The organism is Paracoccus aestuariivivens (assembly GCF_009711225.1).
Lineage (GTDB): Bacteria > Pseudomonadota > Alphaproteobacteria > Rhodobacterales > Rhodobacteraceae > Paracoccus > Paracoccus aestuariivivens.
The window spans coordinates 29957-42204 of the sequence record NZ_WMIE01000011.1 but is presented as its reverse complement, the minus strand read 5'-3'; the positions used below and the strand labels follow the sequence as shown (position 1 = coordinate 42204).

General features: G+C 60.1%; 12 protein-coding genes. 9 read left to right on the top strand and 3 right to left on the bottom strand.

Features of this window, described 5'->3' with window-relative positions; translation table 11 throughout:
• Positions 1–10 precede the first annotated feature (10 nt).
• Positions 11–1486, bottom strand: a complete 1476-nt coding sequence (locus GL286_RS15595) for an ABC transporter substrate-binding protein (RefSeq protein ID WP_211596378.1) — start codon at positions 1484–1486, stop codon at positions 11–13.
• A gap of 13 nt (positions 1487–1499) precedes the next feature.
• On the bottom strand, positions 1500–2675 hold the full coding sequence (locus tag GL286_RS15590; RefSeq protein WP_155096507.1) for an IS5 family transposase: 1176 nt from the start codon (positions 2673–2675) through the stop codon (positions 1500–1502).
• Positions 2676–3613: 938 nt separating this feature from the next.
• Between GL286_RS15590 and GL286_RS22925 the strand changes: the two genes are divergently transcribed.
• The 3 genes from GL286_RS22925 to GL286_RS15575 all read left to right on the top strand — a co-directional run bounded on the left by GL286_RS22925 (position 3614) and on the right by GL286_RS15575 (position 6548).
• On the top strand, positions 3614–4561 hold the full coding sequence (locus GL286_RS22925; protein WP_155096506.1) for a helix-turn-helix transcriptional regulator: 948 nt from the start codon (positions 3614–3616) through the stop codon (positions 4559–4561).
• Positions 4562–4729: 168 nt separating this feature from the next.
• On the top strand, positions 4730–5614 hold the full coding sequence (locus tag GL286_RS15580; protein ID WP_155096505.1) for an AraC family transcriptional regulator: 885 nt from the start codon (positions 4730–4732) through the stop codon (positions 5612–5614).
• A 13-nt stretch (positions 5615–5627) separates the two neighbouring features.
• Positions 5628–6548 carry a helix-turn-helix domain-containing protein gene (locus GL286_RS15575; RefSeq protein WP_155096504.1) on the top strand — a complete coding sequence of 307 codons (921 nt, stop codon included), beginning with the start codon at positions 5628–5630 and terminating at the stop codon, positions 6546–6548.
• Here GL286_RS15575 and GL286_RS22880 read toward each other — a convergent pair.
• A complete protein-coding gene (locus GL286_RS22880) occupies positions 6513–7415 on the bottom strand; it encodes a helix-turn-helix domain-containing protein (RefSeq protein ID WP_211596376.1) in 903 nt (300 codons plus the stop codon). The genes GL286_RS15575 and GL286_RS22880 overlap by 36 nt on opposite strands.
• Before the next feature lie 170 nt (positions 7416–7585).
• On the opposite strand from GL286_RS22880, the gene GL286_RS15565 reads away from it, so the two are divergent.
• From GL286_RS15565 to GL286_RS15540, 6 genes are all read left to right on the top strand, one after another.
• Entirely contained in the window at positions 7586–7882 is a 297-nt protein-coding gene (locus GL286_RS15565) for a XapX domain-containing protein (RefSeq protein ID WP_155096502.1), read from the top strand.
• Entirely contained in the window at positions 7872–8846 is a 975-nt protein-coding gene (locus GL286_RS15560) for an alpha/beta fold hydrolase (protein ID WP_155096501.1), read from the top strand. The genes GL286_RS15565 and GL286_RS15560 overlap by 11 nt, the downstream gene beginning before the upstream one ends.
• Positions 8847–8888: 42 nt before the next feature.
• Positions 8889–9575: a hydrolase gene (locus GL286_RS15555; RefSeq protein WP_155096500.1), complete on the top strand. Its 687-nt coding sequence runs from the start codon at positions 8889–8891 to the stop codon at positions 9573–9575.
• A 73-nt stretch (positions 9576–9648) separates the two neighbouring features.
• Positions 9649–9954 carry a GNAT family N-acetyltransferase gene (locus tag GL286_RS15550; RefSeq protein WP_155096499.1) on the top strand — a complete coding sequence of 102 codons (306 nt, stop codon included), beginning with the start codon at positions 9649–9651 and terminating at the stop codon, positions 9952–9954.
• Positions 9938–10339 (top strand): DoxX family protein, encoded by a 402-nt coding sequence (locus tag GL286_RS15545; protein ID WP_246184976.1) that lies wholly within the window; start codon positions 9938–9940, stop codon positions 10337–10339. The genes GL286_RS15550 and GL286_RS15545 overlap by 17 nt, the downstream gene beginning before the upstream one ends.
• Before the next feature lie 39 nt (positions 10340–10378).
• Entirely contained in the window at positions 10379–12238 is a 1860-nt protein-coding gene (locus GL286_RS15540; protein WP_155096497.1) for an amidohydrolase, read from the top strand.
• Positions 12239–12248: the final 10 nt, after the last annotated feature.

Here is a 12248-nt window from a genome sequence, read left to right as displayed (position 1 = left end):
GGATCGCGGATCAGTTGGACAGGCGCGTCGCTTCGGCCCGCGTACGCGCGGCGAAATCGGTCATCACCGCAGGCACCTCGCGTTGGCCAAGCGCCATCGCCTGCCACAGGTCGTATTCGCTCGAGCGCATCCAGGTGACGACCGGCGGGCGAGCACGGCCGAAGGCGACGTCCAGTTGCTTGATCGCTACGTCGATGCCCGGCTGGTTTGCCATCGCCTCGATCGCGGCGGGCTGCTCGCCGGCCAGACGGTTGATCGGCATGTAGCCGGTGGCGGCGAACCATGCGGCGTTGGATTCAGGATTGGCGGCGAAGCTGACGAACTTGTACGCCGCGTCCTTCACCTCCTGATCGGCGGCATCGAGGATGCCGATCCCTGCGCCACCGATCGGCACGGCACAACCGTTATTGCAGGGCATCGGCAGCACACCTAACTTGTCGCCAAGGGCCTTGAAGTTACCGCCGAAATTACCGGTGGAATTGAAGATGATCCCAACTTTTCCGGCCAGAAAGGCGTCGCTTCCGGCATCCTCATCGGTCACGCCGTCCGCCGAGGCGACTTTCTGCTCATGCACGAGTGAGGACATCCATTGATAGGCATCGATGGTTTTCTGGCTGTCGAGCAATACCTCATTGGTGCTGCGGTCGATCAGTTCGCTGCCATTGCCCATCACAAGGCCCCACCGGGTGAATTGGCCCGGCGCGGCGATGCCGAACACGCCCTCGTCACCCAGTTTGCTCTGAATCGTCTGCGCGGCCTTTGACACCTCGGCGAAGGTGGTCAGCGGCGGCAGTTCAGCATAGCCCGCACGGGCGAAAAGGTCACGGTTCACATAGGTGACCGGGGTCGAGGAGTTGAAGGGTACGATATAGTTCTTGCCCTTATACAGGCCGATCTCCTGCGCGAAGGGATAGAGGTTTTCTTTCAATGGATCGGCATCCATATAGGCCGTCAGATCCGTCAGAATGCCGCGCTCGGCGAACAGCCCATAGCGCGTCACCTCCATGATCACCGCATCCGGCGCGCGGCCAGCCGGAATCGCCGCCTGCAGTTGGGTCACGATCTCTTCGTAATTGCCGACATGCTCGGCATCGATCTTGATGCCCGGGTTGGCGGCCTCGAATTTTTCGATGATGCTGTTGAGCGCCTCTCCCTGCTTTTTGCCGAAGCTGTGCCAAAACTCGACGGTAACATCGGCCTGAGCCGACAGGGTGGTAGTTAACAGCAGCACAGCGGCGCCGGCTGCGCGGTGAATGAGATTTGATTGCATGGTCTTGCCTCGTGCAATTGTGATTGCAATCGGGATACCCGCGCCGCGCGACAGAAAGCTGATCGTTGTGTGAAACTTGGATGAAGCCAGTTGGGATGGTCCGCTCTTGCGGAAGCGATTTCCATCTAACACGCCGCTGAAAAACGCACGGCAGGTGAAAGGCTGTTCTTCAATATCCAGTGAGGGCTGCTGCACCCGACATTTGGCCCGCCGCAATGGCGGCTCCGCCTTATGAAGCGAGTAATCTGGGCAGGCGCGCAAGATTGCAGGCTGCCATGGTCAGCGTGAACTGGGCAGCGATCCGTTTGACGCCTCGCAGCATGGTTTGCGCCATTGGCCCCACCGTCTTGGCCCATCCGAACGGCTCCTCGATCTTTTTTCGGCACCGTTGCGAGATTGCGTAACCTGCATGACGGGTAGTCCGGCCGTCGATCGCTGAGAATTTCGCCTTCTGCGCCACATGCGGTGTGACACAGGCCTGCCGCAATTCCTTGACGAAATCGCGGGTGTCATAAGCCTTGTCGGCGCCGAGCGTCAGCCGCTTCGTCGAGCCGGGCGCGTGGCGATGGAGCATGTCGAGAGCCGCCTTCCGCTCGGCATGCCCGTTCGCTTGGGTCAAGTCGGCCTGCACCACGAAGCCATGCCGGTTCTCCATCAACGTATGCCCCATGAAGCAAAGGATCGCACCGGCACCGGGGGACTTTTTGTAGAGCCGCGCCTCCGGATCCGTGACCGATGCGTGGGTCGCATTCGAGCGCTTTTCGCCCCGGAAGTTTTCTTCGGCCTTCTCGGTTGCAGGCTTCGGGGTGGTCATCTGGGTGGGCTCTGGATTGGACGGTTCGTTGGTTTCAAGGTCGGTAGGCATTGACGGTGGCGGATTGTCGGATCCACCGTCATCGCCGGGCGGGACCGTCTCCGGCTTCGGTCGGAAGCTTTTCGTCGACGCCCAGGCCTTGATGAGCGTGCCATCGACCGAGAAATGCTCGTCCGACAAAAGCGGTGCCACGTCGCGATGCGCGAGGATTGCCGCCATTACCTTGCGCGACATCTCGATCGTCAGCAGCCGGTCGCGGTTCTTGGTGAAGACCGTCGGGACCCAGACTGGATCATCGATCCCGAGGCCGACGAACCAGCGAAAGAGTAGGTTATACTGCATCTGTTCCATCAGTTGCCGCTCGGAGCGGATCGAGAACAGGATTTGCAGCAGGCTGGCCCGGATCAGACGTTCAGGTGCGATCAAGGGGCGACCGCCCATGGCATAAAGCCGATCGAACTCACCATCGAGGCTGACGAGCGCGTCATTCACCACCTGTTGGATCTTGCGCAACGGATGCCGGACAGGGATGCGCTGCTCAAGATCAACATAGCTGAAAAGCGAACCGCTCGCTTCGTCCGATCCCCGCATCCACTTTCCCTCTCGTCTTGCAGGAACCGTGAATCATGTTCTCCGTCCAGCGTCGACCCCGGCGTTTTTCAGCAACGTGCTAAGCAAAGGTTGGACCGCCACCATCGGGAGGCGTCTGCCTCACCCTAGGTTTCCGCTCGGAAACACCAGAATGATAAACCTCGATCAGCGTCTCTACAACGGTGGTGTGAATGCGGCTGTGGCTCTCGCAAAGGGCAATCTGCCCATCATGCCGCACCCCGCACCTTACCTTGTCGCAATAGCATGAGCGACCGCTTCGTCCGCTTCGCTGCGATCTCATCATGGATTTCGCTGCAAGGTGCCTGAGGTACGGCTTCGGTGAATGCTGCCGCGCGGCATGGTGACATGTCGAGCGGCAGGTAAGGGCCGGCCTAGCCTGCCATGAGGCGCGAGACGGTTGAGGTCGCCGAACCTTCCCGTTGCTGAGACGCAGCATGCTGCTCGGGAGCCCAAAGCCGACTTTTAATTAGCTTGGTAGAGTGATTATGATCGGTGCTCGGTTCGTGGCAACAACCGTGTGCTCGCATTGCACGGCAAAGGCTCGAGGATGGCTGTAGAGTGTCCAACTGTCATCGGCTTCGATCGCCATGAGCCCGCCATTGGACAGGAAAGGCTCCACTGTCAGGACCATGCCGTTTTGCATCCGCCAAAGCGCGCCCGCGAGACCCGCCTTGCGCGTTTGAATTCTTGCAGGGCGGGATCGGCGCTGTTGAGAGAGCGCCCGGCCATCTCGCTCTACTTCTGCCGCGAGCAGGGGATCCATACTTCGGCAACGTAATTCATGTCCGGCTCGGAGCGTCCCATTCCGGTGCTCGCCCAGTTTGGTCACCGCATCGCCCATACTGCCTGACAATTTTGCAGGGCACTTTGAATTCTTCTGTCAACGGCAAGTAATTGTCGCTGTTTCGCAATAACTTATGTATCAGGCGGGAATTCTGTCCTCAAATTCGGAGGCGCCGGACATGCATGGGGCGGCAAGTCATTCAGGATCCAGAGCGGGCTTCAAGGATTCACTTGGATGCGCGACTGCTGCCTTGGCGAGGGACGAGGTGATATGCCTCCCGCATATGGTGTTTCGTCGCAAATCTGCGCATGGCCGTCACAAGTCCCATGTCGACACGGCAGCCCAGGATCGCGGCCTTCTGGTCGGGCTTTCGTTGACTGACGGGCATCAAAGAGCCGGAGGACTGCCTGGCAGGACCAAGACACATCTCTTTGATTGCGGTGATATCTATATCCGTGATTTCGACAGCGCCTATTCGGCCGATATGGACGGGACCTTCGACTTCTTTCTGATCGAACTTTCCCCAGATTTTTTGCGAAATACCGAGACGTTGGTCGAACGACCGGCAAAAGACCTTGATCGCGTTCAGGCGCAAGAGGATCAGGTGCTTCGGCATCTTGCATCTGCGATGCTGCCAGCCTTGGCTAAACCGGACGCGGCAGACGCATTGTTCGTTGAGCAGCTTTCGATTGCGATTGGCGCGCATCTTTTGCATCGCCATCGCGCAATGGGCGACGTGTCGGATGCAAACCATCGTTTGTCCGTATGCGCTATCCGGCAGGCGCAGGAACTGCTGCTGACGGTTGGCGAGGACAGTGCCACGATCGCCAGCATTGCGGAAACTCTGTCGATGTCGCGGAATGCGTTTTATCGGGCGTTCCGGACGAGCCTTGGTGTCACGCCCTATCAATGGCTTTTGGCCCAGCGGATCGAACAGGCGCGGCGGCTGCTTTCCGGAACCAATCTTTCTTTGGCCGAGATCGCGCTGACCTGCGGTTTTTCTGACCAGAGCCATTTCACAAGGGTTTTCGGCAAAGTCGAGGGCATATCGCCCGGTCATTGGCGTCAACGGGCGCGGTAGAGCCTAATCCAGGGGCTTTGCCCTACATTGGCGGCAGAAATAGACAATATTTGCCCGCGCAGACTGGCTAATGTCCGAATAGGCAGCGTGACAAGGGTGATCAAACCCGAAATCTAACCGAACGAGCGAGGCTTTGCGTCGCCAGCACAGCATGGGTCAGGAACCGGATTGACGCATCGGACGAACGTTTCGGATTGTATGGGGAGCTATTTCGGGATGCCGGACGCGCCATGCCGTTCGGTCGTGCCGCTGCTTTCCGCCCCATTCACTATGAGCAGACTTGAGCGGAGCCTGATTGCGAACGAGCGGCCGATCATCCGCTTGCCCGTCACCGAGGCTTATTTTCTGATGCTCTACTTCGAGTCGGCCACACATTGCGACATCATGCCCGATGAGACGCTTTCATCGCCCCGCCGATATGAACGCCATACGGTATGTTTGGTGGATCTTGCCTCGGGCCCAGCGATCGAGTTGCAAAGCCGCCTCGATGCTTTGGCATTCGTGATTCCAAAGGAATTGCTACGCGAAATCTCGGAAAATCCTGCTGACGCGGCACCGCGCCTTCGTTGTCGGCGGGGTGAGGCAGATCCGATCATTGCCAGTCTCGCGCAGGCCATGCTGCCAATGTTCGCGGATAGGTACGGCGACTCGCGGGCGGTGTTTCAGCATCTTGCGATAGCGATCTGCGCTCATCTGCTGCATGGCTTTGCCCAGAAGCCGCTGCATATCGCCCAAGATTGGCTGCAAACCGTACAACGGTTGATGCATGACCGCATGGGCGAGCCGTTCCAGATGGCAGAGATTGCCAGTGCCGTTGGCATGACGGGTGCGACATTCGATGCGACCTTTCGGGCGCGAGCAGGGATTTCCCCCGAGACATGGCTGACCCATGCCCGCATCCGTCGTGCCATGACAAGGTTGCGCCGAAGTTTGCTTCCTATCGAGGAAATCGCTCGGTCAGCTGGCTTCAGGGATCTGACGCGGTTCGAGGAAGAGTTCCACAACGAAACCGGAATGACGCCGGACGCTTGGCGTAAATTCACCCTTCACTGATCCGGAGGCGAGCATGATCCATCACCCCTCGCAGCTTGTTCAACCGAGTGACATCCGTGTCTGCTCGCTTCGAATGCGGGGGATGCTGGTTCGCCGCGAGAGTTACAGCGGGACTGACTCAGTGCTCTGCATGCCCCGAATTGCCGAGAATGACCTGCAGATTACCGTATATTTGCGTGACTGCGCCTTGGTCGAGCTTTGGAGCGGCGAGAGGTTGCTCCAAAAGGGTGCGGTTCCGTCGCAGTCTCTCACGATCACGGATATGGCCCGCAAGTGGAGTATGCGGCAGTCCTGCTTTGACAGGATGGTCATTGACCTGGCGTGGCAGCGCATGCGTGAGTTTGCGCAAGATTTGGGGCGAGGTGAATTCTCGGGCCTGCAGGCCGCGCCTGCCACGCGCGATGCGGCGATGTTCGGATTGGCCCAGGCACTTTTGCCAGCACTCGATAACCCTCGAATGGCAGCCAGGCTGTTTCTCGAACAGATCGAATTGGCCATTCTGGTGCATCTGGGTCAGAGCTATGGAGGTCTGTGCTTTTCCACGGGCCGCAAGGGCAGCCTATCCGCGACGCAAGAGGCGCGTGCGACGGAAGCCTTGGTCGCACGGGTCGACGGCGACTTCTCTCTGGCCGAGATTGCCGCCGAATGTGGGTTGTCAAAGGGCTATTTCATCAAGGCCTTCTCCGCGAGCTTTGGCAAGACGCCCTATCGCTGGCTGCTGGAATATCGCGTGGCACGAGCCAAGGATCTGCTGAGGACCGACATGCCGATTTCGCAGATTGCCTTGGATTGTGGCTTTGCCGACCAAAGCCACTTGTCCCGGATCTTTACCGCTCTCGTCGGCATGCCGCCCGGTAACTGGCGTCGCGAGCATGCCGCCGCAAGGCCGATACCGGGACTACTGGCGGAACCCGCGACGCCATTTTCCAGGTGACGCCCCCACCGCGCCGGTGAATACCCGTGTGAAATGGCTCTGGTCCGCAAAACCACAATTCAATGCGATCTCGCTGATCGATTGGGACGAACCCTTCAAAAGATCCATGGCCTTGTCGATGCGTCGCTTGGTCATCCATTTATATGGCGGCATGCCGGTCGCAATCTTGAACGCGCGGGTGAAATAGGACACCGAAAGCCCGCAGGCCGAGGCGAGGTCCGCAATCAGCAACTCTCCGTCAAGTTTTGCGTCGATCATCTCTTGGGCGCGTTTGACCTGCCAAGGGGCCAATCCCATCGGGTGATGCAGCGGGGTGGTTTGCGCCTCGCCATAGGTCGCGGCCAGGTGCATGCAAAGCGCCAGTCCGACATGATCGAAGAACAACTGGCTGCATTGCGAAGGCGTATCGAAGACCGCCCTTAGCGCACCGACAAGGCCCCGGATGGTCGGATCCTCGACATCTTGTCCCGGAGCGATGCTAAACCCCTCGATCCGGCCCCGCATATCCTCGGAAAGTGCCGCCAACGCATTGCGGGGGATGTAGAAATTCACCACATCGAAGGGCGATTTCATATTGGCCTGCCACGACCGGCGATAGTCGTAGAAGGTGAAGTGTCCGGGGCGTGAACAGGGAAAATCGACCGCTTTGCCATCGACCCACAGATCGCCCTGATACTCCTGCAATTGATATGCCAGCATAAAGGCATCCTCCTGCACATGCGCGTCGACAAAACCGTGATCCGGCGTGTCACGCGTCAGGCGCGTCGCGGTGATTGAAGATTTGTCCAGCGCGGTCGAGCGGATTGTCCGGGTTCCGCTGACGCCGAGATACTCCATTTTTTCATTGGATATGCTATTTTTCGCCACGGTTCCCATCCTTCCATTACGTGTGTCGCAAGGAAATTTAACCGCAGCGCCTGTCCGACGTATTGGACAGTTATCGTCAAAATACGACCACGAGAGACAATCAATAATCCGATCCGCAAGGCATCAAGCACAAGGCAGCGCCGTGCTGCATGGCTCGAAAGGTCGAGGTGATGAAAATCTATGTGCTGTCCCTTGCTGCGGGTCTGTTGGTCGGCGCGATCTACGGGCTGTTGAACATCCGTTCTCCGGCACCGCCTGTCGTCGCGCTGGTCGGTCTTTTAGGCATCCTGATCGGAGAACAGTCGGTGCCGCTGCTGCGGCAATTCATGTCCGCGGAACGGCTCACCATGTCCTGGATCAGCCGCCAATGCGGGCCGCATGTCTTTGGTCAACTGCCCACGGGCGGGCAGGATCAGGCGAGTTTGCGCGGCCCAGGCAATGCGGCGGGGCAAGACCATGCGGGATAACCCCATCACCCGACGCGACGCGATGCTGGGGGCCGCTGCCCTTGCCGTCGCAGGTGCATTTCCCCTTCGCCCCGGCCTCGCGCAATCGGCCGGTCCCCTTGAACCCACAACCACAGGAGCCACCGATATGGGCTTTGTCACGACCTCAGACGGCATCGAGATCTTTTACAAGGATTGGGGTCCCAAGGACGCGCAGGCGATCATGTTCCATCACGGCTGGCCGCTCAGCGCGGATGACTGGGACGGGCAGATGCTGTTCTTCCTGGCGCAGGGCTACCGCGTCATCGCCCATGACCGCCGCGGCCATGGCCGTTCGAGCCAAGGCTCCGAGGGGCATGACATGGACCATTACGCCGCCGATGCCTTTGCCGTGGTCGAGGCATTGGATCTGAAGAATGCCGTTCATATCGGCCATTCCACCGGGGGTGGCGAGGTGGCGCGCTATGTCGCCAAGCATGGCGAGCCTGCGGGCCGCGTCGCCAAGGCGGTGCTGGTTTCAGCGGTGCCGCCCTTGATGGTGAAAACCGATGCCAATCCCGAGGGGCTGCCGGTCGAGGTTTTCGATGGTTTCCGGGCCGCTCTGGCCGCCAATCGGGCGCAATTCTTCCGCGATGTTCCGGCGGGTCCGTTCTACGGTTTCAACCGCGACGGGGCCGAACCGTTGGAGGGCGTCATCCAGAACTGGTGGCGTCAGGGCATGATGGGCGGCGCCAAGGCGCATTACGACGGGATCAAGGCCTTCTCGGAAACCGATCAGACCGAGGATCTCAAGGCGATCACTGTCCCGGTGCTGGTGCTGCATGGCGAGGACGACCAGATCGTGCCGATCGCGGATTCGGCGCTGAAATCGGCGAAACTGCTGAAAAACGGAACATTGAAAACCTATCCGGGCTACGGTCACGGCATGTTGACGGTGAATGCCGACGTGCTGAATGCCGATCTTCTGGCCTTCATCAAGGCCTGATGGTCTGATCCAGTTAACATCTTTCTTTCAAAGGATTACCCAATGTCGAAACTCGAAGTCCTGACCCCTCAGAACAGCCAGATGATCTTTATCGACCAGCAGCCGCAAATGGCCTTTGGCGTGCAGTCGATGGATCGTCAGGCGCTGAAGAACAATGTCGTGGCGCTGGCAAAATCAGCCAAGGCCTTCGGCATTCCGACCACCATCACCACGGTCGAGACGATGGCATTTTCCGGCCATACCTATCCCGAGCTTCTGGCCGTGTTTCCGGAAAACACCATCCTGGAACGCAGCTCAATGAACTCATGGGACGATCAGAATGTCCGCGACGCGCTGGCGCTGGGTGCGGCGCAAGGCCGCAAGAAGATCGTGGTCTCGGGTCTCTGGACCGAGGTCTGCAACCTCGGCTTTGCGCTCTCCTGCATGAACGACACCGATTACGAGATCTATATGGTCGCCGATGCCTCGGGCGGGACCTCGGCGGACGCGCATAAATACGCGATGGACCGGATGGTGCAGGTCGGCGTCATCCCGGTGACTTGGCAGCAGGTTCTGCTGGAATGGCAGCGCGACTGGGCGCGGCGCGACACCTATGACGCGGTCATGGACATCGTCCGCGAACATTCCGGGGCCTATGGGATGGGCGTCGATTATGCCTATACCATGGTCCACAAGGCCCCCGAACGTGTCGCCCATGGCGGGACGATTGGCCCGAACCTCGTGAAGTGACGACATGGGAGGTTTGATGTTCTGGCGCCGAACCTCCCTTCCACGCCCTTTGCACGCCATGGAGCAGGACGGTATGAGTGAAGCCTCGCAGATTCAGGTGTCCTATGAGGATCAGGGCAGCAAGGGTCGCTATGTCGCCCGGATTGCCGGGATCGAGGCCGTGGGCGAATTGACCATCTCGAAGGTCTCGGCCGACCTGATCATCGCCGATCACACCTATGTCCCCGATGCCATGCGCGGCACGGGTGCGGGCTCGGCGCTAGTGAACCGGCTAATCGCCGATGCCCGCGCCAAGGGCCAGCATATCGTGCCGCTTTGCCCCTTTGTCCGCGCGCAGGTGCAACGCCATCCGGAATGGGCCGATGTCATCCAGTTCTAAGCCGCTTGCCCGCGCTCTGCACCTCCTCGCGCTGCTTGGACTCTCCGCGGCCTATATTCAGGGCGGTCTGGTCAAGCTGTTGAATTTCCCTGCTGCCACGGCCGAGATGGCGCATTTCGGCCTGTCGCCGTCTGCGGGTTTCGCTGTGGCGGTGATCGTGCTGGAATTGCTGGCCCCGGCGTTAATCCTCAGCGGGAGGTTGCGCTGGCTCGGCGCGCTGGCGCTTTGCGGCTTCACATTGATGGCGACCTTCGTTGCGCTGCGGTTCTGGCAGCTGCCGCCGAGTCAGGCCCGGTTCTTTGCCGCCAATGCCTTTTTCGAACATGTCGGTCTGGCCGGGGGCTTTCTGCTTGTCGCCTGGATGGACCTGACGGGTCGCGGCTGAAGCCGCGCCCGTCCCAACTTATTGTGCGGGAATCCCATCATGCCAAGCCAAGACCTGATCATCGTCAATGCCAAGGTCACCACCCTCGACCGCGAGGCCCCGACCGCCGAGGCCGTCGCCATCCGTGATGGCAAATTCCTTGCCGTCGGCTCCGAAGTCGAGATCCGTGCCGCGGCCCCCGAGGCCGAGATCATCGATGCCGGTGGCCGCCGCCTGATTCCAGGCCTGATCGACAGCCATACCCATGTGATCCGGGGCGGGCTGAACTACAATATGGAGCTGCGCTGGGATGGCGTGCCCTCGCTCTCCGAGGCAATGGCCATGCTCAAGGCGCAGGTGGACCGCACCCCCGCGCCGCAATGGGTCCGGGTGGTCGGCGGCTTTACCGAGCATCAATTCGCCGAGAAGCGCCTGCCCACGCTGGACGAGTTGAATGCCATCGCCCCCGAGACCCCGGTCTTCATCCTGCATCTTTACGACCGCGCGCTGCTGAATGCGGCGGCCTTGCGAGTAGTGGGCTATACCAAGGATACGCCGAACCCGCCGGGCGGCGAGATCCAGCACGATGCTTCGGGTAACCCGACGGGGCTGCTCCTGGCTCAGCCGAATGCCACGATCCTTTACGCGACGCTGGCCAAGGGACCGAAGCTTGACCCGGATTACCAGATCAATTCCTCGCGCCATTTCATGCGGGAATTGAATAGTTTGGGCGTCACCTCGGTCATCGACGCAGGCGGCGGCTTCCAGAACTATCCCGATGATTACCGCATCATCGAAAAGCTACATGCCGAGGACCAGATGACGGTTCGGATCAGCTATAACCTGTTCACCCAAAAGCCCAAAGACGAGATGGCGGATTTCTCGTCCTGGGTGAAGCAGGTCGCGCCCGGTCAGGGCGATGACACCTATCGCCATAATGGCGCGGGCGAGATGCTGGTCTATTCGGCGGCGGATTTTGAGGATTTCCGCGTCGCCCGCCCCGAAATGCCCCCGAATATGGAGGCAGATCTGGAACCCGTCATCCGCCTTCTGGCCGAGAACCGCTGGCCGTGGCGAATGCACGCGACCTATGATCAGACGATCTCTCGCGCGCTCGATGTCTTCGAAAAAGTGAACCGTGACGTGCCGCTTGCGGGTATCAACTGGTTCTTCGATCATGCCGAGACGATCAGCGACCGCAGCATCGACCGGATCGCGGCGCTTGGCGGCGGCATCGCGGTGCAGCATCGGATGATGTATCAGGGCGAATATTTCATCGATCGCTACGGCGCGAAAGCCGCCGAGGCCACCCCGCCGATCCGCAAGATGCTCGATGCCGGCCTGAAGGTCGGGGCGGGCACGGATGCGACGCGGGTGGCAAGCTACAACCCTTGGGTCTCGCTGTCTTGGCTGGTCACATCGACGACGCTAGGGGGGACGCGGCTTTACCCGTCTGCAAATCGCCTGGACCGAGAGACCGCCCTGCGGCTCTGGACCGAGGCCAATACCTGGTTCTCGAATGAACAGGGCAAGAAAGGCCAGATCAAACCCGGTCAATTGGCCGATTTGGTGCTGCTGTCGGACGATTACTTCACCGTCCCTGAGGCCGAGATCGTGCATCTGCGTGCAGACCTGACCATGCTGGGCGGCAAGGTCGTCCATGGCGCGGGGCCTTTTGGTCCCCTCGCTCCGAAATTGCCCCTGCCGATGCCCGACTGGTCTCCGGTCGCGAAGTTCGGTGGCTATTATCGCGCCGAGCGGCAAGGCCTGGAGACGACGAAGTTCGCCTCGGCTTGCGGCTGCGCGTCCAACTGCGCGGTCCATGGCCATGACCATGCGGCGGCATTGGGGGCCGAGGTGCCAAGCGCCGATGCGCGCAGCTTCTGGGGCGCATTCGGCTGCGGCTGTTGGGCGGTTTGAGGAGAAAAAG